The organism is Robertkochia marina, from assembly GCF_004799345.1.
In the GTDB taxonomy this organism is placed as follows: domain Bacteria; phylum Bacteroidota; class Bacteroidia; order Flavobacteriales; family Flavobacteriaceae; genus Robertkochia; species Robertkochia marina.
In genome coordinates, this window is record NZ_SSMC01000002.1 from 223,540 (window position 1) to 247,093 (window position 23,554).

Consider the following 23,554-nt stretch of genomic DNA (forward strand, 5'->3'; position numbering starts at 1 on the left):
TGAATCGTAATGTGTACAATACCTGTATGATTTGTCAGAAAAACTACTTACGCATTTAACTAATTGAATTACAGTACTTTGAGGAATATCTTCAGCTTTGGTTATTAAACGATAATACACTGAATTTATCGATAAGAAAGGCAGATGATTATCGATATTGAGGACCTTTAGGCATGTAACTCCCTCTACCTATTGCCCATGATCGTGCCATGATATCATTCAAATTTGTATTGTTATTATGGCTAAACTATTACCTCGATTTTCGTGGAGAAAATCATTTTCCAGTTACTCCTTACACGCAATTCTTTTCAGCGTATTTTTATTAATTTCCACAACGGCATTAAGGTCTCAATCGGTCAGTTTTGGTCAGACCGGGTTACAGGGTGAAAATGTAACCAATCCTACTTCCCTCCAATTCGGTCCGAATGGTAAACTATATGTGGCCCAGCAAGATGGAACTATTTGGGAAATGGTTATTGAAAGAGACGAGGCGGCACCTGGTTCGGGAAGCTATACAGTGACTAATCAAAATGCTATAACCATCATCAAGAATGAAACACCTAATCATAATGATGATGGAACCATAAATTCTGATAATGTAAGACAGATCACGGGAATTATGGTTACCGGTACTGCCGAAAATCCTATCCTTTACGTTACTTCCTCAGATTACAGAATTGGAGGAGGGCCTGATCTTGGGGATGATCGCAACCTCGATACGAATTCAGGAGTTCTTTCCAGGCTTACATGGGATGGTAGTAATTGGGATAAGGTAGACCTGGTTCGTGGTTTACCCAGGTGTGAAGAAAATCATTCTACCAATGGGATAAGTGAATTCGAGAGAAATGGCCGAAACTACCTATTGATTCAGCAAGGGGGTAATACAAATATGGGAGCACCATCTAATAATTTTGCAGGTGCTCCGGAAACCTTTCTGTCAGGGGCCCTTCTTATCATTGATCTGACGCAATTAGAGGAAATGGAAACAGCTGCAGGAGGCCCTTACCTGGACCCTAGAACAGGAAATACTCCATTTGTGTACGACTTACCAACCTTAAACGACCCGGAGCGGATGGATATTACAAATTCCCATCCTTCCTTTCCTTATTCTGCAACGCACCCTTTATACAATGCTACGATCGATCTTGGAGATCCTTTTGGAGGTAATAATGGCCTTAACCAGGCATTTACAGAGGTTGGTGGTCCTGTGCAAATATTCTCACCCGGGTATCGCAATGCCTATGATGTGGTAATTACACAGGGAGGGTTAATCTACACCAGTGATAATGGACCCAATGCCACCTGGGGTGGTCCGCCGGTCATCTACGATAATTCGAACACGGTTAAAGGTGATAACAGTAACACCACCTATGAGCCCGCTCTGGGCGACTATGTGACCAATCAGTTTAATCTGACCTCCGGAATTACCCATGGAGATCAATTACATTATATCGGTACGATTAACGATCCTAATGGTACATATTACGGTGGCCATCCCGCTCCTGTCAGAGCTTTTCCGTCCAGGGCAGGGATCATAAAGTATGTCTACCAGGGTGGTAATTGGATAAATGATGGGGCATATAGCCTTTCCGACTTGCTTGACGGGACTTCCGGTTACTTTAAGTCTTCTTTTTCATTGGCTGATTTTCCTGATGATCCAAGACAAGGTGATTATACTACAAATGAGATATCTAACCCTGATCTGAATATTCTTGATATTGTAGGATCTTCAACCAACGGAATATGTGAATTCACAGCTTCTAATTTTAACGGAGCAATGCAGGGCGATCTGCTCACTGCTTCCTGGAGTGGAAAGATCAATCGTTATAAGCTTGGGGCAGGGGGCACCACCCTGGTTTCGAAGAATAATTCTTTTCTAAGTGGTTTTGGGAGTCAGCCTCTCGATCTGATAGCTCAGGGCGATAATGCTATATTTCCGGGAACGATATGGGCGGTAACCTTCGGGGCTAACAACATAACGATTTTTGAACCTGCTGATTTCGTAAGCTGTTTGCTGCCGGGTGATCCTGATTATGATGCAAGTCTTGATTACGATAATGATGGGTATACCAATGAAGACGAGGTGCTAAATGGAACAGATCTGTGCTCAGGTGGAAGTCGGCCTAATGATTTTGACGAAGATGGAGTTTCCGATCTGTTAGATGATGATGATGACAATGATGGTATTCCTGACATTCAGGATGCCTTTGCCATAGATGCAGCAAACGGTTTGACAACAAACCTTCCTGTGCAATTTCCATTCTGGAATAATGATCCCGGAACAGGATTTTTTGGTCTTGGGTTCACAGGTTTGATGCTTGACCCTGATTTCTCTACAGATTACCTTAATCAATATGTAGAAGAAAACCTTTCTTTTGGCGGAGCTGCCGGAAAGGCTACCGTTGACGTAGTGAGCCCGGGGAGTGCCCTTACCAGTCAGAATGATCAGGATTACGGCTTTCAGTTTGGTGTTAATGTCGATGAGAATTCAAATCCTTTTACCATTCAGGTGGGTATAGATACTCCTTTTAATGGTACATTACCTGAATCCGGTCAGGAATACGGGGTCTTTATAGGGAATGGTGACCAGGATAATTATCTGAAGTTGGTAATATCTGAAGGTCAAAATGCGAACGATGGTCTTGCCGGATTTAATCTGCTTTTAGAAGACAACGGAACCATTATTAACACTCAAAAGTTTGACGTGGCGGGTATCCTGGAGGCATCAGATATGATTCTTTACCTCGGGGTAAATCCATCACTGGGGGAAGTACAGGCCTACTATTCGATAGACGGAGGTTTATCAATTGAAAGCCTCGGAACAGCGGTTACCTTACCCGGAACATTCCTGAATACTGCCGATGCCAAAGGACTGGCCGTTGGATTGATCAGTACCTCAGGACAAGCACCATCCTTTACTGCAACCTGGGATTTTATTAATATAACGGAAGATCAACCTGGAGTCCTTCAGGCTAATACTACTTCATTAGATTTTGGAACGTTGCAAATTAATAGTGCACAGAATAATCTATCTCTGGACCTGACAAATTTGGGTGGAGCTACTGCTCCAAAGATAGCTGTAACCGAACTTAATTTCAGCGGTACTGATGCCTTATTGTTCGATACTAATGCGAGTTTACCCTTGGAAATTGGCCCAGGTGAAACCAAGATAATTCCGGTTAATATTTTGCCGGATAGCGAGCCAAGAACGGTGTCTGCTTCTCTTGAGGTGGTCCATTCCGGAACAAACAGTCCCTTAGATTTTCCTTTGACAGCAGAGTTTGTAGAGGTTCTCAATACAACTGTGATCAGGGTTAATACAGGTGGAGGGCAGGAAAATTATGAGAGCAAGGTCTTTGAGGCGGACCAATTTTTTACAGGAGGTAAGGTCTACACAAATAACCAGGCGGATGTACCGACCTTATTTAAATCTGAGCGAAGTGCGTCACCTCCACAATTTGCATATAATTTTCCCGTTCCTGACGGAGATTATCAGGTCAATCTCTATTTTGCCGAGATCTATTGGGGAGCTACCGGAGGTGGCACCGGCGGAATCGGCAGCCGTATTTTTGATGTGACCATAGAAGATAACCTGGTACTTGATGATCTGGATATTTTTGCAGAGGTAGGAGCTGAATCGGTACTGGTTAAACCATTTAATGTGGTGGTTGCAGATGGTCAGCTTAATATTGCTTTTAACGCCGCTTCCGCAGTAGGAGGAAATGATCAGCCAAAGATTTCAGCCATAGAGATTCTAAGCACTCAGAATAAAATTCCGAATCCCCAAATCAGTTCATCTGTGACTTCAGGGCCAGCCCCTTTGTTTGTTGATTTTAATGGTTCGGGTTCTTCAGATGATGATGGTATTATAGCTTACAGCTGGGATTTTGGAGATGGATCTGTATCCGAACAAATAAATCCGTCTAATATTTTTACTACACCTGGCCTGTATACTGTTAGCCTAACGGTAACCGATACCCGGGGAGCAGTGAATACCACCTCAGTGGAGATTGAGGTTACCGATGGCAATAATAATGATTTTTCATTACGTGTTAACGCCGGGGGCAGCAGTGTTAATTATGCCGGAAAAACCTATTTGAATGACCAATATTTCACGAATGGAACCTCTTTTCAAAATACCAATGCTACTGTTCCCGATTTGTTTATAACAGAACGTACATCACCTCTTGACTTTCAATATAATTTTCCCGTAGCTAACGGTGATTATTTGGTTAGTCTTTACTTTGCTGAGATATATTGGGGAGCCCCGGGTGGAAAAGAAGGTGGTGTTGGCAGCAGGGTCTTTGATGTAGAAATGGAAGGCGCTACTATACTGGACGATTTTGATATCTATGCAGAGGCCGGGGCAGAGGTGCCTATTAATAGGTCATTTGTGGCTACGGTCAATGATGGAATCCTGGACCTGGTTTTCACTTCCGATCCTTCTAAAGGCGGAGTAGATCAGCCGAAGGTATCTGCAATAGAAATCATAGGAGTCGATGGCGGGAATTTCCCGGTATTGACCTTGCTTGATATTCCTGACAGGACCAGTGTAGTTGATGAGGTTATCGATTTCGGGGTGTCGGCATCAGGGGGAGATCCTTCCGAGAATATTACCTATGCCATTTCAGGTCAGCCCAACGGGGTTGATATTGAGCCAACCAACGGACAGATCTTTGGAGTGATCGAATCATCAGCATTACAAGGTGGCCCCCAGGGCAATGGGGTGCACAACGTTACTGTAACGGTAAGTCAACCAAGTTCGAATACCGTAGAAAAGCAATTTGAATGGATCGTTACCCCTGCCAATAGTTCCTGGACCCTAAAACCCCAGGTAGAGAATTATACAGCCAGGCACGAGTGCGGCTTTGTGCAGGCGGGGACCAAGTTTTATTTGTTGGGAGGAAGAGAGTCTGCAACAACGATGGAGGTCTATGATTATCAAACTAATATTTGGTCCGCCCTGCAGACCGTCGCTCCTAAAGATTTTAATCATATCCAACCAGTACTTTATGATGGTCTGATATGGATCGTTGGAGGGTTCCAAACCAATAATTATCCTAACGAGGTATCTCTGGATCACGTCTGGATATTTAATCCGGCTACTGAAAGCTGGTACCAGGGCCCGGCAATTCCTGAAGGTAGAAAGCGCGGTAGTGCCGGAACAGTAGTGTACAATAATAAGATCTACCTAATTGGGGGGAACACCCAAGGTCATGATGGTGGATATGTTCCGTATTTTGATGTTTTCGATCCGGCTACAGGTAAATGGACCTCTTTACCCGACGCTCCAAGGGCCCGGGATCACTTTCAGGCTGTTGTGATTAACGGGAAGCTGTACGCAGCTGCAGGGAGGTTAACCGGTGGAGAAGGAGGTGTGTTCGGTCCCGCTATCCCTGAAGTAGACGTGTATGATTTTGGTTCCGGAACATGGACCACTCTGTCTCAGGAAAAAAATATTCCCACCCCAAGGGCTTCTGCAGCTTCAGTGGCATATAACGGAAAAGTATATGTAATGGGAGGTGAGGCTGAATCGTCTGCCATTACGCAAGCCTTTAAGATTACAGAGATCTATGATCCTATCATCGGATCATGGTCAACGGGCCCCGAAATGAATTTTGGCCGCCATGGAACCCAAGCAATTGTTTCAGGGCAGGGAATTCATATTACCGGTGGTTCTCCGAAAAGAGGCGGCGGCAATCAAAAAAACATGGAGTACCTCAATATAGATGCTCCCCAGGGAAATCCCAGCAATGCGAGTGAATTGCAGGTTACCGAGATCGTGAGCTTTAACCCCGGAGAGACAAAGATTGTTGCATTCAATATTACCGGTGGAAATGTGGGGGTCTGGCTTAATAGTATTCAAACCATAGGTGCCAATGCCGGTGAATTTAATGTGGTTAGCTCAGATGTGAGTAATCGGTTGCTTTCTTCAGGTAACACCTACACAATTACGGTAAAGCATACAGGTAGCCTGGATGAGGTGGTAGTTCCTTTGGAGATTTCCTTTAATGATGGAGAGTCTGCAATAATTAACCTGGTCATAGGCAATCCGCCTATTGGAGATGCGGTCACCTCCTTTTCCCTGGTTAATGCAGATACAAATAATGACCTGTTTACCATTAATGATGGTGACCTCATTGATGTTAATCAAATAGTCGGGGTGGGTCTTAATATTCGAGCAAATACGAATCCTTCTCAAGTAGGAAGCGTAGTGTTCAGTTTACAAGGTCCTATATCAGTTAATAAGAAGGAATCGGTGGCACCCTATGCCATATTTGGTGATGTCAGTGGAAATTATAATCCTGGAGCTCTGCCGGAAGGAAATTATGTGCTTAGTGCCACTCCTTATTCTGAGTCTAAAGGTAACGGAACCCCAGGCGCTACCTTACTTATTAACTTTAGTATTGGGCAACCCTCTGATGATATTCCCCCTACAGCTTTGGCTACTGCTGATATTGTTGCCGGGGGCGTACCCTTATCTGTAACTTTTACGGGAAGTGGGTCATCTCCCGGTGCCAATGCCATTGCTGCCTATGAATGGGATTTTGGTGATGGAAATAGTTCTTCCGAAATCGATCCTACCCATATATTTGAACAGTCCGGTGTGTTTACGGTTACCCTTCTTGTTACTGATACCGAGGGATTGAGTGATACAGCAACTCTCGAAATTACAGTTAATGACCCTGTAAACAATGGCCCTATCGCTATTGCGACTTCCGATATTACATCGGGAGAAGTTCCTCTGACCGTCAATTTTGACGGAAGCGGATCTACACAGGGAGATAATCCAATTGTGAGCTACGCATGGGATTTTGGAGATGGAAATACCTCCGGCATCGCCGAACCGGTTCATGAATATACTGCCCCGGGAGTTTATACGGCTGTATTGACAGTTGTAGATGAGTTGGGACTTGAAAGCACGGATGAGATTGAGATCACGGTGAATGACATTGTTCCCGAAGGTGATGCGGTGATAAGTTTTACGCTTATAAATGCCGATACCGATGCTGATCTGCTCATTCTTTCTGAGGGTATTATCGTCGATGCTACTGCGGTAAATGGAACAGGTTTAAATATTCGGGCTAATACCAATCCGCTACAGGTGGGTAGTGTTGTCTTGCAGTTGACCGGACCGGTAGGAAACCTGAGAACAGAATCCGTAGCTCCGTATGCACTGTTTGGTGACTCGGGAGGGAATTATTTCGGTCAAGCCTTACCGGAGGGTAATTATACCATTACGGCGACTCCTTTCAGCGCCTCAGGCGGAGGAGGAACTCCGGGAACACCTTTAACGATCAACTTCTCTATAGGAGATCCTGTTATCGTAGTCGGACCCACGGCAATAGCTACCTCCAACCTGCAATCGGGTGAAGCCCCACTGGAGATTCTATTTAACGGTAGCGGATCCCTGGAAGGAGATAACCCAATTATTAATTACGCCTGGGATTTCGGCGATGGTGGATCTTCTGAGCAACCTGACCCAACCTATAACTACAATACTCCCGGAAACTATACGGCTACCTTAACCGTAACGGATGACCAGGGCTTACAGGATAGCGATCAGCTGATTATTAGCGTATCAGGCCCTGTTATTACAGGTCCGACTGCCATTGCTGTTTCAGATGTAACATCCGGGGAAGCCCCTTTTGAAATTAATTTTAATGGTAGTGGTTCGGTGCAGGGAGACAACCCGATAACAACCTATTCATGGGATTTCGGAGATGGTGGGACTTCAGACCTGGCAGATCCAACATATACCTATCTGACACCCGGTTCTTTCCTTGCCGTATTAACGGTTACCGATGATCAGGGACTTCAGGCTACCGACGAAATTAATATTACCGTTACCCCTCCGGCTCCGGAAGCAGATCAGGTGGTTAGTTTTACGCTGATCAATGCAGCAACTGACAATGATCTGTTTGATATCACAGAAGGTATAATCATTGATTTAAATTCCATAGGAACCCCTTCTCTAAATATAAGGGCTAATACGAGTCCTGCGGTGGTGGGTAGTGTTATAATGCAATTATCTGGACCTGTGAGTAATTCGAGGACCGAATCTGTGGCACCTTATGCCTTGTTCGGAGATTCTTCCGGGAATTATTTCAATGGGTCATTGACCCCGGGTGATTATAGCCTTACAGCAACCCCCTATACTGCCGGGGGGGGAGGAGGCACTGCAGGAACCCCTCTTGTGATCAATTTTAGCGTGGTCAATACACAGACCAAGTCAGGTACGATCGCTCCTGATTCTTCCCTGGGTGAAGAAACAGTATTGTCTGAAGAGGTATTGCTATATCCAAACCCGACTAATTATACCCTGAATATATCCGGGTTATCTTCCACCGATATCAGCCAGGAAGCCCGATTTTATATGCATGATATTAAAGGAGCGCTATTAAAAACCTTTACACCGAATGGGGTGGAAAGCGCAGATGGGTATGCATTGCCTGTTGATGATCTGCAGCAAGGGGTCTATCTGCTTAGTCTTGAGAGTAATGGAAGGGTTCTGCTCAGGAAACGTTTTGTCGTTATGAAACAATAAAAAATTCATCATATAATGATGGCCGGGAAAGGTAGAGGTGAGATTTTTCAGAAAGTACTTACCTTTACCTTTCTTTAATCCATTAACCCCGATTCACATGCTTATTGAGCTGCAGGAAAATTACGGCCATATTTTTGAAGAAGAATTGCTCAGGGAGATCAACCAGGTTGGTACTTATAAGGAAATACCGGCCGGCACGAAACTTATTGAAATTGGCGATTATGTTAGATCAATGCCCCTGTTGATATCAGGAGCTATTAAGATCATGAGAGATGATACAGAAGGTGATGAACTTCTTCTGTACTTTCTTGAAAGGGGCGACACCTGCGCCATGACCATGGCCTGTTGTATGGGGCAAAAGAAAAGTGAGATCAGGGCGGTGGCCGAAAAAGACACCCGTCTGATCATGATTCCTGTTCAAAAAATGGAAGAATGGATGACGAAGTACCAGACCTGGAGAAGTTTTGTGCTTGAGAGTTATCAATTACGGCTTAACGAGATGCTGGAAACCATAGATACCATTGCCTTTCTTAAAATGGATGAACGCTTACTAAAGTACCTGAGAGATAAGGCAAAGATCAACCAGGATGATTGCCTTGAAACCACCCACCAGCAAATTGCCTACGATCTTCATACCTCAAGGGTAGTGATCTCCAGGCTGTTAAAGGCCCTGGAAAAGGAAGGAAAGATCCAGCTGCACAGAAACCATATCAAGGTAATAGACCTTTAGTGCATTGTAACTATTGTTACTGTAGCCGCAAAGTACCCCCGCTATATTTGCCCCTGTAATTAATTCAATTATGGATATACTATACGTTATTCTTGGGTACGTAGGCGCATTGGCAATAGGAATTGTATTAGGATTGATCGGAGGCGGCGGTTCTATATTGACTGTCCCCGTCTTGGTTTACCTGTTGGCCATAGAGCCTGTAATAGCAACAGCATACTCTCTTTTTATTGTCGGAACCACCTCCCTGGTGGGTGCCATTAAAAATATTAAGAAGAAACTGGTGGACTTCAGAACAGCCCTGGTTTTTGCTGCTCCGGCATTTATTGCGGTCTATGCCACCCGAAAATACCTGGTACCTGCCATTCCTGAAGAGATCTTTACGATAGGAGGATTTACCCTAACCAAGGATGTGGGGATCATGATCTTTTTCGCCATTATTATGTTGCTGGCTGCTATTTCCATGATCCGCGGTCGTAAAGAAAACGGTGAAACTGAAGAACAGGAGGTTACCTATAATTACCCGTTGATCGTTTTAGAAGGTGCCGTAGTGGGAGTACTTACCGGTATCGTTGGTGCAGGAGGAGGATTCCTGATCATTCCTGCCCTGGTGCTGTTGGCCAAACTACCTATGAAAAAAGCAGTGGCCACCTCCCTGTTGATCATCGCTATAAAATCGCTTATAGGCTTTATCGGAGATGTTGAGAACCTGGAGATCGAATGGCAATTTCTTCTCAGTTTTACGGCTATCTCTGTAGTAGGAATATTCATTGGTATCTGGCTTAATAAATTTATTGAAGGCAGTAAGCTCAAAAAATCATTTGGTTGGTTTGTGTTGATCATGGGAGTATATATAATTCTTAAAGAATTGCTGTAGTACTTCGGATCACATTTTAATAAAAGGGAAGGCTGATATTTATCAGCCTTTTTTTATGCGCTACTTTTTTTCTTTGTAACAATTGTCACTGTAAACATTATGAGTGTGTTATAGTTTTACTTCAATAATTTAAAACCAAAGGGATAATGAAAATTGAACAAATTTATACAGGATGTCTGGCCCATGCCGCATATTATATTACCAGTGAAGGAGAGGCTGCGATATTCGATCCACTCAGGGAGGTGCAACCTTACCTTGACAGGGCAGAAAAGGACGGAGCAAAGATCAAATATGTATTTGAAACCCACTTCCATGCCGACTTTGTAAGCGGTCACCTGGATCTAAGGAAAAAAACCGGTGCCGATATTGTTTTCGGCCCCACAGCCAAACCCGGCTATGAAGCCATTGTTGCCGAGGACGGACAAGTATTCGAAGTAGGAAAATACAAGGTAAAGGTTTTACACACTCCCGGACACACCATGGAGAGTACTACCTATCTGTTGATCGATGAGAATGGCAAAGAACACGGTATTATTACAGGAGATACCCTCTTTATTGGAGATGTTGGAAGACCGGACCTGGCTCAGCATGTCATCGAAGACCTGACTGAAGAAAAACTGGCAGGTCATCTCTACGACTCACTTCGCAATAAGATCATGCCTTTATCAGATGACCTGATCGTGTATCCTAATCATGGTGCAGGTTCTGCCTGTGGGAAGATGATGAGCAAGGAAACTACCGATACCCTTGGACATCAGAAGGAGGTGAACTATGCCTTGAGAGCTGATATGACGAAAGAAGAATTTATCAAAGAATTACTGACCGGGCTTACCACCCCTCCGGGATATTTCCCGAAGAATGTGCTGATGAATATCCAGGGATATGAAAGCTTTGATGAGGTAAAAGACAGGGCTGAGCACCCCATGAATGCTGAAGAATTTGAAATGGCTGCTAATGCCACACAGGCGCTGATGCTGGATACCAGAGATGCAGAAGATTTTGCAGCAGGGTTTATTCCTAATAGTATTAATATCGGATTAGGAGGTGACTTTGCTCCCTGGGTAGGAGAAATGATTCCCGATATCAAACAGGAGATCTTACTGATCACCGAGCCCGGAAAAGAAGAAGAAGCTATTACCAGGCTGGCCCGGGTTGGCTACGACGGGGTTATAGGGTTCTTGAAAGGCGGCTTTAAAACATGGAGGGATGCCGGAAAGGAGATCGATACCGTGAAGAGACTCGATGTTAAAGATCTGGAGGAGCTATATAGTAAAGAGCTGATGGTTTTTGATGTAAGGAAGAAAAGTGAATATGACTCTGAACACCTTATCGGGGCAGAAAATGTACCCTTGAATCAGATCAACAACCACCTGGCAGAATTTCCAAAGGATACCCCTTTCTACCTCCATTGTGCAGGAGGTTACAGAAGTATGATCGCCGCCTCCATGCTTAAACAAAGAGGTTGGGAACATGTTGCCGATGTACGTGGCGGTTTTGATGCCATTAAAGAATCTGAGTTGCCCAAATCAGATTATATCTGTCCGACTACACTTTTGTAGTATCACATAATTTTCATAGCAGTTTTAGGCCTCGGATTTCGGGGCCTTTTTTTGTTTGTAGGGATGTAGGGAGTTTGTTCGCGGAACGAGCTTGCTTGTCTGCAGAAGGGATTGAGTGCCTTCGTCTTCACGAGCCCGCATTTGCGGGGCTTGTCAACCTGCCTGGCATGCCATGGTAGACAGGTTTCCCGATTTTACCTCAATGCCTTCCGATACTGTACACAGTTTTGAATCGAAAATTACCCCCTCCTTTTAAAGGAGGGGTGCTCCCAGAGGGAGTGGGGTGGTTTGCCTCTTCCACCAGATCCCCTCTGTAACCTTTGTTACTGGCAGAGCCTTACTCCCTTAGTAATTTTACACCTGTTAAAAAATCGAAACACTATGAGAATAGAACAAATATACACCGGATGTCTCGCTCAGGGAGCGTATTACATTGAGAGTAACGGAGAGGTTGCCATTATTGACCCCCTAAGAGAGGTACAGCCTTATTTAGATAAGGCCGAGAATGATCAAGCAAAGATCAAATACATTTTTGAGACTCACTTTCATGCCGATTTTGTAAGTGGTCACCTTACCCTGGCAAAACAAACCGGAGCACCCGTAATTTATGGTCCTCTGGCGAACCCATCTTTTGATGCGCTTATCGCAGAAGACGGTCAGGAGTTTCCCCTGGGCGATGTAACCATCAAGGTATTGCATACGCCGGGGCATACCATGGAGAGTACCACTTACCTCTTAAGAGATGAGAATGGGAAAGATCATGCCATCTTTACCGGAGATACCCTGTTCCTGGGCGATGTGGGACGTCCGGACCTTGCGCAAAAGGCTGCTGATATGACGCAGGAGCAATTGGCCGGAACCCTATATGACAGTCTAAGGAACAAGATCATGCCGTTAGCAGATGATGTAACGGTATACCCTGCTCACGGTGCCGGTTCTGCCTGTGGTAAAAATATGATGAAGGAGACGGTAGATACCCTGGGGAATCAAAAGGCAATGAATTATGCTCTGCGTGCCGATATGACCCGGGAAGAGTTTATTGATGAGGTAACCGAAGGACTATTGCCTCCACCAAAATATTTCCCTTTGAATGTAAAAATGAACAAAGAAGGGTATGAAGATATTGATGAGGTACTGGCACGTGGAATGCAGGCCTTAGATGCTGATGCGTTTGAAACTATGGCTAACGAAACCGGAGCGGTGGTTCTCGATGTAAGACACCAGGATGATTTTGCGAAAGGTCATATTCCAAGATCGATATTCATCGGGTTGGATGGAGATTTCGCTCCATGGGTGGGAGCCCTTATTGCCGATGTACAACAGAAGATCTTGTTGGTTGTTGATGAAGACAGGGTAGAAGAGGCTGTGACCCGCCTATCTCGCGTCGGATTTGATAAGACATTGGGATACCTGAAAGGAGGATTTCACACCTGGAAATCTTCAGGTAAAGAATTCGATACAGTAGACTCTGTAACGGCAGCTTACTTTAAAGAGGGGATGGAGAATGATCCGAAACCGGTTGTTGATGTAAGAAAAGAAAGTGAATTCCTTTCTGAAAGGGTGGTAGATGCTAAAAATGCTCCATTGGATTTCCTGAATGATCATATGAGTTCTTTTTCAGCAGAAGATGAATTCTATGTGCATTGTGCAGGTGGATACAGAAGTATGATCGCTGCTTCTATTTTGAAGAGCAGGGGAATACACAACCTGATCAATGTAGAAGGAGGCTTTAAGCAGATCAAGGAAGAAGGTGTTCCTGTAACAGAATATGTATGCCCTTCTACCTTATAATTCAACATCGGAGGGCTCTGTAACCTATGTTACTTTCGCTGGTTGAATTTGAACGTATATTTATACATAGATAAGTTGAGGGCCGAAAATGGTTTGATGATGCAAGTAGGCTTTCGTTACGTAATGTTTGATTATTATTGGTTGGATTGGGAAGTGGTCAGCGTTTAGCGGCTGCTTCCTTTTTTTTAAATGGTAAGGAAATGATATTACAAGCAATTCGGGAAATGCTGTTTCCCGCTAAAATGGATAATGTTAAGGTGCTGAGTCCCGAAGTTTTTAAAAGCAGAATTGCTTCAGGCGTGCCCGTTCTTTTGGATGTGAGAACACAGAGAGAGTTTAAACAGGGGCATATAGAAGGCGCTCGTAACCTGGATATATTTCACACCGGGAAGTTTCAATCACAATGTGAATTGCTCAACAGGGATCAACCGGTATACCTCTATTGTCGGTCCGGAAACCGAAGCCGGAAGGCCTCAAGAATTTTAATCAGGATGGGCTTTCGTGAGATCTATGACCTAAAAGGAGGAATTTTAAATTGGTACTAAAACTGTAGGTGATGAAAACCAGAATAGTAATACAAAATCTTAAATGCGGCGGATGTGCAAAAACCATTCTTAACCGCTTGCAGGAGGAACAGGATATTCATAATGCCCGGGTATTGATCGATGAGAACACCGTTCAGATCGACCATGAAAATGCAGCAACGCCCGCACATATAAAAAATGTACTGAGGCAACTTGGCTACCCTTCTGTTGAAGAAGAAAACGGACTCATGGCAAAGGCGAGATCGGTAGTTAGTTGTGCAAGCGGACGATTGAAGGATTGATCTCTGAATACAGCTGTTTGCATTACTAACATATGTCATTATTTGCTGTCTTTATATTGGTTAATTTTATATAATCTAAATATCTAAAACATGAAGTATCAAGTCATTATAGTAGGTGGGGGTACTGCAGGTCTTATGACTGCAGCCCAGTTGAGAAAAGCAAATAATGATCTTAAGATCGCCTTGATCGAGCCGTCTGAAACTCATTATTACCAGCCTGCATGGACACTGGTAGGAGCGGGTACATACGATTACGACAAGACCGCCAGGCCAACGAAAGATTTTATACCGAAAGGAGTAACCTGGCTAAAAGAAAAGGCAACCGGTTTTGATGCGGCCAATAATATTGTGAAGACAGAGAAATCAGGCGACCTGGAGTATGACTACCTGGTAGTGGCTCCCGGGTTGGTAATGGATTATGACCGTATTGAAGGGCTCAGGGAGGCCATTGATAAGGGAGTGGTGTGCAGTAACTACACCGATCCTAAGCATACCTGGGAGGTGCTCAAAAATTTTAAAGGGGGTAACGCCATTTTTACCCAGCCCACGGGGGCTATTAAATGTGGTGGAGCTCCGCAGAAGATCGCCTACCTGGCGGCCGATTATATGAGGAAGCACGGGTTACAGTCTAAAACGAATCTGGCCTTCATTACCCCGGGAACTGTGATCTTCGGAGTAAAAGAGATTCGTGAAACCCTCGAGAAAATTATCGACCGGTACGGGATGATCTTTACGCCTTACATGGCCCCTAAAAAAATAGATGGTAAGAATCAGAAGGTGTATTTTGAATTCATTGGGCCTGACGACAAAAAACCAACATTTGATGGTTCTGATAAACTCGGTGCCAAAGAATTAGACAACGGCCTGATAGAGGTTCATTTTGACATGCTTCATCTGGCACCTCCACAAGCGGCACCTGAATTTGTAAGAAGTTCAGACCTCGTTAACGATGGAGGGTGGCTTGACGTAGACCAATACTCTTTGCAGCATAAGACCTATGACAATGTATTTGGTCTGGGTGATGTAGCAGGGCTGCCTACCGCAAAAACCGGAGCTGCCATCAGGAAGCAGGTTCCTGTGGTGGTAGATAATCTGTTGAAATTAATGGAAGCTAAAAAGGCAGATAATCATTCCTATAACGGGTACAGCTCATGTCCGCTGGTTACTGCCTATGGTAAAATGGTACTGGCTGAGTTTGATTACGACGGGAACTTTACCCCGGATCCTCAACTTAAAAAGATGCTTATTTCAGATTCTTCCAAAGAACACTGGAGACTTTGGATGCTGAAGAAATATATGTTGCCTTATCTCTATTGGAATAAAATGCTCAAAGGGGAAAAGGTTTAATGAGTGTTATGCTTACAAGGCGGCCCGGGAGGGCCGCTTTTTTTTAATATTCAACCCCCAAATTACAAATCCCAAAACTCACAGCGCACTGCCCTTTATTCTCAACCCCCTTCGCTCTTCTGAAAAAACTCGTTACCCCCCTTTACCATGAGCTTGAATCTCAAAACCATTAGTAAATTATTCAGAAGACCGCTACGGTTTGTTTTACAAATCTGCTCCTGATGGATTTTAACAATCTTCATTATCCTCCACCGGAAATCTAATTTCAGTGACCTGGCCAGGAGGTCTAATTTTCATATTCTCGCATAAACGCATAAACGCATAAACGCATAAACGCATAACCGCATAACCGCATAACCTAGAGAGTTCGTAACCTTTGTTACAGACAGGGGCCTGTTTTTACTATTACTTTGCAGAAAAATAAGATTGAAATATGGAGTTAATCTTTGAACCCTGGCCATGGTATGTTTCCGGGCCGATGATCGCCGTGATCATGTTGTTATTGCTGATGTCTGGTAAGAATTTTGGGATGTCTTCTAATCTGAGGACCTTTTGCACCATAGCAGGTGCCGGAAAAGCCAGTGATTTTTTTAAGTTCGACTGGAAAGCCCAGCGATGGAATCTTTTGGTGGTTGCAGGTGCTGTGATCGGTGGTTTTATAGCCATGAATTACCTCACCGCAGATCCGGCCGTAAAGATCAATGAAGATGTAGTGGTTCAGCTCAGGGAGTTGGGCTTTTCTACTGCGGGCCAGGCTTATTTACCCGAAAAGCTATTTTCGGCTGATGTTTTTACCCAGCCTGCTACCCTCGGACTTTTGCTGTTGGGCGGATTCCTGGTTGGTTTTGGTGCCCGTTATGCCGGAGGGTGCACCTCAGGCCACGCCATTTCAGGAATGAGTAATCTGCAATTACCATCGCTCATTGCAGTGATCGGCTTTTTTGCAGGAGGTTTGATCATGATCAACTTCTTATTCCCCCTTATCTTTTAATTTTTGAAGAAGACCGTATGAAAAGAGGTATATTTTATTTGATGGTAGGCGTGATCTTTGGTATCACGATGTTTAAATCTGAAGCTGCATCCTGGTTTCGTATTTATGAGATGTTCCAGTTTAAATCATTTCATATGTATGGTATCATCGGGTCGGCCCTTGCCTTAGGAGTTGTTTTTGTGCAATTGATAAAAAAAGGAAAGATCAGGAACTTTGACGGTGAACAAATTATTATTCCACCAAAAGCAATGAGTGTTCCCCGATACCTGCTTGGTGGCTTGTTTTTCGGATTTGGATGGGCCCTGGCAGGTGCCTGCCCCGGTCCTATGTTCACACTTACCGGAGCTGGTTACTGGCCAATTCTGGTGGTAATAGCAGGAGCTGTTGGAGGGACGTTTGTTTATGGGCTATTGAAAGACAAACTTCCCCATTAATCTTTAGCAACTGTGACATATAAAAAAGGGGCGCTTCATAGGGCGCCCCTTTTTTGAACGAGTTTAGAATAAATGTTTATTGGAGACGTTTGTAATTTTCTTGTAATAAAGGATTGCCATCTGCGTCAAGTTGAATTTGACTATAGGTGTCTTCATCCAGAATAAGCTTAAAACTAAATACCCTGAAGGTATCTATGACCCGCATCATGGAGGCCGAACCGTATTCCAGCGTTTCCGTCAGAGAACTGTCTGTAATGACATAACTCCCATAGGCAAACCATTCTACCGAATCTTTTGGTACAAACCTTGACCACATTACTTTGCCATCATAGAACATTTTAATCTGACGGTATCCCTCAGAGGCTTCTATGGTATCAACAACTTTTTCACCATCATAGGTGTATTGATCAACCTGCTCCCAAGTACCCTCCAGTGATAGTTGAATATCTTCATTGTTACCGGGTTTTGCAGCAAAAAGTACCATAACAACAACGAGTACAATGGCATAGGATAAAAGTTTCATATCTTAAAAATTTTAATGGTCGTGAATTATTCTCACTCTCTAAGATACAAAAAATGAGTTAATATATATATGTAAATCAAGATGTTAGATCTTGTTTGTATCGCAAGGGTCACCATTTTGAGCCTCCCGATTTTTTGTTTTTTTTAGGAGGCCAATTGTGGCAAATAAATTAATTTTGAACAAATCTTATTATAGCGTATTTATGTCTGATAAAATTGAAAGAATCAAGTGTCTGATCATCGGATCAGGACCTGCAGGATATACCGCTGCCATTTATGCAGCCAGAGCCGATCTTAAACCCGTAATGTATACAGGAATGGAACCCGGAGGTCAGCTGACAACTACTACTGAGGTAGACAATTTTCCGGGATATCCTGAAGGTATCGATGGTCCAACTATGATGGTACAGTTGCAACAGCAGGCAGAACGTTTTGGTACCCAGGTTCGTATTGGAATGGTTACCAAAGTTGAGCTTAGTGAAGAGCATGGAGGTATTCACAAGGTAGAAGTTGATAATACTACACAAATAGAGGCGGAAACGGTCATTATTGCAACCGGGGCAACCGCAAAATATCTTGGTCTTCCCAGTGAACAAAAATTGCGTGGAGGTGGAGTTTCTGCTTGTGCCGTTTGTGACGGATTCTTTTACAAAGGGCAGGATGTTGCCATCGTAGGAGGTGGAGATACAGCTGCTGAAGAGGCAACCTACCTGGCTAATATTTGTAAGAAGGTTACCATGTTGGTGAGAAAGGGCGAGATGAGAGCTTCAAAAGCAATGCAGCACCGGGTTAAAAACACGCCCAATTTGGAAGTAAAGTATTTTACAGAGGTGGATGAGGTAATCGGAGACCAGGTGGTTGAAGGACTTAGAATGGTTAACAACCAGACCGGTGAGAAGGAAGAGATAGCTATTACCGGACTGTTTATCGCTATTGGTCACAAACCTAATACCGATATTTTCAAAGGACAACTTGATATGGATGATACCGGGTATATCATTACCCACGGTAAGTCAACCAAGACGAACAGACCCGGAGTATTTGCCAGTGGAGATGTTCAGGACAAAGAGTATCGTCAGGCTATTACTGCTGCAGGTACCGGTTGTATGGCCGCACTGGATGCAGAACGCTATTTGGCTGCTGTAGAGAGTAAAGAAGAGGTGGAAGCCTAAATTATAAAGCACTTATTTATCTTTAAAGCGTCCCGGGATTAGAATCCCGGGACGCTTTTTTTCATCTATGATTTCCCTCATATTTCCTGCTTTTTTTTAGTGGTATTTTCGGTAATAATTTAGAATAGAAAACAATGAATTTCTCTTTTGAAAACATAAAATACCACGAGATATGAAAAATTTTAGTCTCTACTTTTTAGCAATGCTTTCTTTTGCTATTGTCTATGCTCAGGAACCTGAAGCATATGAGAATGCCAGGCAGGATGAGGTGGCTAATTTTCACACGGATGCTGATCCGGCTGTCGGACAAATCCTTGCAGCCACCACTAACGGAAAATTCTTTTACACGCGAGGTTGCCAGAGAGAAACCCCGGGCAAGGTTTTGTACCGGGCATCAGAAAGCAGTGAAGAACGCGTACTTTTCGATCCGCTGTTGTACAAATATGACGCTTTCTATCACGTCGATGCCCTCTACCCAAACCTCGATGGTACCCGACTCGCTATTGGTTTGTCTGCTGATCATCTGCCATATATGGAGGTGTTGATCGTTGACCTGGACGGGAATCAATTGGATAAGGAGATATCAGGAGTTTCAAAATATGGAGTATCATGGCTTCCTGATGGAGAACACTTCTTATACCATCGATTATCAGGTAACCTGCAAAACGGTGAAGAATTGTATCTTAATACCAAAACATGGCTGCATAGAGTAGGCGAGGACCCGAAAAAGGATCGTGACTATTTTTCAGCGAAAACAGCCGGCGAAATTGACATCGCCGAGGCAGAACTTCCTGTTGCCGAATATAGCGAAACCCTGAAAGCTGTTGTGGGTAAGGTTGTACTGCCCGGAAATAAGTTAAAGCTCTTTGTGAAAAGGGGCGATCCATTGCAGGAAACGCCATGGGAAAAACTGGCCAAAGAAGAAGCCGAAGTCACCGATGTATTTATTACCAACCGCTTTATTTATTATAAGTCAGCCAAGGAGGCACCTAATTTTAAGATCATGGCTTCCAATTTAAGATGGCCTGATTTCTGTAATGCAGATGTGGTTGTGCCGGAGTATAAAGACCAAAGGATCATAGATTTTACCGTAAATGCCAATGGCTTGTATTTCGTGACTAAAGACGATCGAAATCAACTCAGATTGTGGTTTAAGGAAAGAAAGTCAGACACGTACAATCCTACAGCCGGCCATCATTTCAAAATTATTGAGCTGCCTGTAGCCGCTAAAACGATCCAACTCCAGGAAAACCCCGGTGGGGCAGATAAACTCTGGATCAATATTATTGACGATCAGGAGAAACATCACCGGTTTAATTATACGAAAAGCGGAAAATTCATTAAAGAAACCGTAAATACCAACCCCCAAACAGCCTTGTAATGTAACGGTTTATGAATTTCTGAAAGCCCGCGACATTCGCGGGCTTTTTTATTAGAAAAGGATGCAAGTGGGCATAAGACTATGTCTTTAGAACGTGAGTAGTTAATAAAAAAGCCCGAAACATCAATGTTTCGGGCTTTCCTATGATTGGCTGGTTGTTGGAAATCGCGCTACTCAGATTTTTTTCTGACATCTCCTGAGCCCATGCTGCTGCTTTTTTCCTTGGTAGGATTTCCTTTGTAAACCACATCTCCTGAACCAACGATATTTGCCGATAGTTCTCCGTTGCAGGTTACCATGATGTCTCCCGACCCGGCAATGTTTGCAGTTACATCAGAAGCTTCCAGTTCAAAGGCTTCAATATCTCCTGAACCCGCCACATTACAATCAAGGGTATTGGTTTTTCCGGCCAGGGTAATATCGCCAGAACCGGCCAGGTTGGCCTCAACATCATCGGCTTCGGTTTTGATCTTCATATCGCCCGATCCGGCAAGATTGAAATCAATGGAGGAACCTTTTATAACGGTTTCAGAAACCAGGTCTCCTGAACCGGCCAGAGAAACCTCCTCCAGTTCTTCCACAGGCACGGTGATCACGATGGATTTCCCGTTGCTGGGACGAAGATCGTATCCGTCTTCGGTGCCGATCTTCAGTTTCCCTTTTTTAGCTTCGATCTCAATATGAGGAATAAGGTTAGATTCGGCCTCAATGGTGATCTGTCCTTCAGACCCATCTATCAGAACCACATCAAAACTTCCGGCAACAGCTACCTTGTCATAGGGCTCTGTGCTGATTTTCTTAGTGGTCATCTCGCCGTTACCTTTAACCTTTTCTCCGCCCCACCATTGGGCCTGGATTAAATTGATACTGAAGATTGCCATGGCGGCTAAAATGAAATTTTTCATAACGTGTTGTATTAATGATTGATGGTTTGGTTTTTATTGTTTTTTGATCATTTGAACCGATCCGTAATCGGAACTTATTTTTAAGCTGTTCTTGCCGCTGCTGCCGCGGGTTCCTTCATAGTAATTTTCTGAGGACTTTTCTCTTTGAATACGGTAATTGAAATCCTTATCATCACCTTTAAGTCCGGCATAGCTCAGGTCGATCTCGAAATCAAAGTCGTAGGCCGAGTTAAAGCCCAGTTTGATGTTGGTATAGTCTGACTTGATCAGAACATCACCGTCAAAGATCTCTCCAACCTCGATGGAACCGTAATCGGAGTTTAGGTTCAATCCTGCGCTGATGCTGCCCAGTTTGGTTGTAAGGTAATCTCCGTTACCTTCAATCACACCGGCATTGTCGACCTTCATACTTCCGTAATCACAGCTGTAAGATAGTTTCTTTACGGTTCCTAAACTGCTTTGGGTATAATCGGCGCTTATTTTCAGATCGTTGGCATCCTCTAATCGATAAGACGAATAATCGGCACTAATGTTACCGCTTTTTATAAAATTGATCTCAGAATTATTGGTATAATCAAAATTGAGTTCATTTCCATCTGCATTGAGGTCGCCTATCATCAGTTTCCCGTAATCGCAACTGATCTTTGCCTTGCCGTCTAATCGGTCAAGATTAATACTGCCGTAGTCGTTACTGAGGTCAACGCTGTTGGTAACCGGAAGTTTTATGGTATAGTTGATCTCCATACTCACATTACTGTTATTACCCCAACTCCAGTTCCATCCGCTTTTCTCAAAAACTGTTTTAGCCGAGACCACCGAGGAGGACCCCTCAAAATCTACCGTGATCTGATCCAGTTTTTTCTGAGCTTTTTCTTCATTATTACTGTTGGTCTTAATGGTAACCTCGATCACGGTTTTATTTTGGTTCCAGGTGGTTATATAAATGTTTCCGTAGCTGTTGTCAACCTTGAGCATGGCATTGGCATTTACCTGGAATTCTTTCTTAATGGTCTTTTCTTTGGTATGTTTACCCATAAGGTCAATATCGTGGGCTCCAAAGGCGATCTGCGGGACAATGAGTCCGATAAAGGCTATTTTAAATAATAGAGTTCTCATCACTGTTGTTTTTTAATTGTTTGATGTTTTCGATTTGTTGTAATACGTCTTGTAACAGGTTTATTCGGGTTTGAAAATTGGTGATCATGGCGTGTAAAATGAGCTTTTGATCTCCCGGCTGTTGGAGTTTTTTCTCCAGGGCCTGGTAATCGGCTTCCAGCTTGCTCATTTGAAGCATGGTGTCTTCTACTAACTTTTTGGTAACCGGACTGTCTTCTGCCTCTAGCTTTTCCATTTCAGTTTGCAAGACAGAAGCAAAGTAAAATTCTGTTTTCTTGAATTCAGGATCAACCTGGTTGGCCGGGTTTCCTGCATTAAAAACACTGATACCTACACTAATAACCAGTGCAAAAGATGCGGCGATGGCCAATACAGGCCAGATGCTGCGTTTCGGAGCCGCTTTTTCAACAGGCTGTTGTTGCTGAAGGCGTTTCAGAAAGCGTTCTTCATGCCCTGGTTGAGGGTGTTCAAGATCAAACTGCCCCTGCAGGTTGTCAAATAACTTATCTATGGAGTCTTGCTTATTCATAAGCCATCTCTATTAAATGTTTTCTCAATCGTTCTTTAGCCCTGGAGATCGTGGTTCTGCAATTGGCATAGCTGATATCCATGATCTCACAGATCTCTTCATAGTCGTAGCCTTCGATAAGGTGAAGGGTTAAAGCCACTCTGTAGTTGTCTTTTAATAATTTCATGGTTTGCAATACTTTTTGAGCCTTCATATTTGTAAACTCATGATCAGTAACAACCTCTTCATGGTCTTCAACCCTGTAGGATACCTTATCAAAAGAGATCTCATCCTCTTTTTGTTTTTTTCGATAGTGCTGAATACTGTTGTTGATCACAATTCGTTTTAACCAGGCGCCAAAGGTGACCTCTCCTTTAAAATTGTCAATCTTGGTGAAGGCACTCAGAAATGATTCCTGCATGACATCTTCTGCTTCGTAGGGATCTTTAACGATGCGTACCGAGATGTTGTACATGGCCTGGTAATAGGTTCTGTATACCTGCATCTGGGCTTGTTGATCTCCCTTTCTGCACCTATCGATTAACAATTGGTTATTTACACTACTTTGGCTCAAAAAGTATGATTTTACTATAAAGATGACCGCGTTCGGCTTTTGTTACACTTTTTATAAAAATATTTGATTTAGCCGATTTTATGGGAATGATGCGTAATTTTGCATGCCTTTTTTAGCAGAGTAACCCTGATTTGTTCAGGCATAATTCAAATTGGCATGGCAATTGAAATTATGAAATGTCTTGACCCTGCATCTTCTATGTAATATCATTGGATTCAGGGGAATTGTATCAAGGCACTGTGGAAAAGAAGAAAAATAAACCACTGTCCATGTGAC

17 protein-coding genes are annotated in these 23,554 nt (G+C 43.6%); 12 read left to right on the forward strand and 5 right to left on the reverse strand.

The window, feature by feature from the left end; translation table 11 throughout:
- Positions 1-238: 238 nt before the first annotated feature.
- The 10 genes from E7Z59_RS07505 (at position 239) to E7Z59_RS07550 (ending at position 17,100) form a co-directional block, all read left to right on the forward strand.
- Positions 239-8,548 (forward strand): PKD domain-containing protein, encoded by an 8,310-nt coding sequence (locus E7Z59_RS07505; protein ID WP_136335704.1) that lies wholly within the window; start codon positions 239-241, stop codon positions 8,546-8,548.
- 97 nt (positions 8,549-8,645) lie between these two features.
- Positions 8,646-9,278: a Crp/Fnr family transcriptional regulator gene (locus E7Z59_RS07510; protein ID WP_136335705.1), complete on the forward strand. Its 633-nt coding sequence runs from the start codon at positions 8,646-8,648 to the stop codon at positions 9,276-9,278.
- 70 nt (positions 9,279-9,348) lie between these two features.
- Positions 9,349-10,152, forward strand: a complete 804-nt coding sequence (locus E7Z59_RS07515; protein WP_136335706.1) for a sulfite exporter TauE/SafE family protein — start codon at positions 9,349-9,351, stop codon at positions 10,150-10,152.
- 146 nt (positions 10,153-10,298) lie between these two features.
- Positions 10,299-11,711 (forward strand): MBL fold metallo-hydrolase, encoded by a 1,413-nt coding sequence (locus E7Z59_RS07520; protein ID WP_136335707.1) that lies wholly within the window; start codon positions 10,299-10,301, stop codon positions 11,709-11,711.
- A 381-nt stretch (positions 11,712-12,092) separates the two neighbouring features.
- Positions 12,093-13,502 (forward strand): MBL fold metallo-hydrolase, encoded by a 1,410-nt coding sequence (locus tag E7Z59_RS07525; RefSeq protein WP_136335708.1) that lies wholly within the window; start codon positions 12,093-12,095, stop codon positions 13,500-13,502.
- A gap of 200 nt (positions 13,503-13,702) precedes the next feature.
- Positions 13,703-14,047, forward strand: a complete 345-nt coding sequence (locus E7Z59_RS07530; RefSeq protein WP_136335709.1) for a rhodanese-like domain-containing protein — start codon at positions 13,703-13,705, stop codon at positions 14,045-14,047.
- An 11-nt stretch (positions 14,048-14,058) separates the two neighbouring features.
- Positions 14,059-14,328, forward strand: coding sequence for a heavy-metal-associated domain-containing protein (locus E7Z59_RS07535; RefSeq protein ID WP_136335710.1), 270 nt, complete (start codon positions 14,059-14,061; stop codon positions 14,326-14,328).
- Between the two features lie 90 nt (positions 14,329-14,418).
- The gene (locus tag E7Z59_RS07540) at positions 14,419-15,675 is read left to right on the forward strand and encodes an NAD(P)/FAD-dependent oxidoreductase (RefSeq protein ID WP_136335711.1); all 1,257 of its coding nucleotides are present in this window, start codon (positions 14,419-14,421) and stop codon (positions 15,673-15,675) included.
- Between the two features lie 433 nt (positions 15,676-16,108).
- A complete protein-coding gene (locus tag E7Z59_RS07545) occupies positions 16,109-16,666 on the forward strand; it encodes a YeeE/YedE family protein (RefSeq protein WP_136335712.1) in 558 nt (185 codons plus the stop codon).
- Between the two features lie 17 nt (positions 16,667-16,683).
- A complete protein-coding gene (locus E7Z59_RS07550) occupies positions 16,684-17,100 on the forward strand; it encodes a DUF6691 family protein (RefSeq protein WP_136335713.1) in 417 nt (138 codons plus the stop codon).
- A 76-nt stretch (positions 17,101-17,176) separates the two neighbouring features.
- Here the strand turns inward: E7Z59_RS07550 and E7Z59_RS07555 are convergent, their stop codons facing one another.
- On the reverse strand, positions 17,177-17,623 hold the full coding sequence (locus E7Z59_RS07555; RefSeq protein WP_136335714.1) for a hypothetical protein: 447 nt from the start codon (positions 17,621-17,623) through the stop codon (positions 17,177-17,179).
- A 202-nt stretch (positions 17,624-17,825) separates the two neighbouring features.
- On the opposite strand from E7Z59_RS07555, the gene trxB reads away from it, so the two are divergent.
- Positions 17,826-18,794: a thioredoxin-disulfide reductase gene (trxB, locus tag E7Z59_RS07560; RefSeq protein WP_136335715.1), complete on the forward strand. Its 969-nt coding sequence runs from the start codon at positions 17,826-17,828 to the stop codon at positions 18,792-18,794.
- Between the two features lie 172 nt (positions 18,795-18,966).
- On the forward strand, positions 18,967-20,175 hold the full coding sequence (locus tag E7Z59_RS07565) for a beta-propeller domain-containing protein (RefSeq protein WP_136335716.1): 1,209 nt from the start codon (positions 18,967-18,969) through the stop codon (positions 20,173-20,175).
- A 170-nt stretch (positions 20,176-20,345) separates the two neighbouring features.
- Here E7Z59_RS07565 and E7Z59_RS07570 read toward each other — a convergent pair whose 3' ends face one another.
- The 4 genes from E7Z59_RS07570 to E7Z59_RS07585 are packed head-to-tail and all read right to left on the reverse strand — an operon-like array spanning position 20,346 to position 23,209.
- Positions 20,346-21,080: a head GIN domain-containing protein gene (locus tag E7Z59_RS07570; protein ID WP_136335717.1), complete on the reverse strand. Its 735-nt coding sequence runs from the start codon at positions 21,078-21,080 to the stop codon at positions 20,346-20,348.
- 33 nt (positions 21,081-21,113) lie between these two features.
- Positions 21,114-22,196: a hypothetical protein gene (locus E7Z59_RS07575; RefSeq protein WP_136335718.1), complete on the reverse strand. Its 1,083-nt coding sequence runs from the start codon at positions 22,194-22,196 to the stop codon at positions 21,114-21,116.
- Positions 22,177-22,725, reverse strand: coding sequence for a hypothetical protein (locus tag E7Z59_RS07580; RefSeq protein ID WP_136335719.1), 549 nt, complete (start codon positions 22,723-22,725; stop codon positions 22,177-22,179). The genes E7Z59_RS07575 and E7Z59_RS07580 overlap by 20 nt, the downstream gene beginning before the upstream one ends.
- Complete coding sequence (locus E7Z59_RS07585) at positions 22,718-23,209, reverse strand: RNA polymerase sigma factor (RefSeq protein ID WP_242015641.1); 492 nt, start codon at positions 23,207-23,209, stop codon at positions 22,718-22,720. The genes E7Z59_RS07580 and E7Z59_RS07585 overlap by 8 nt, the downstream gene beginning before the upstream one ends.
- Positions 23,210-23,554: the final 345 nt, after the last annotated feature.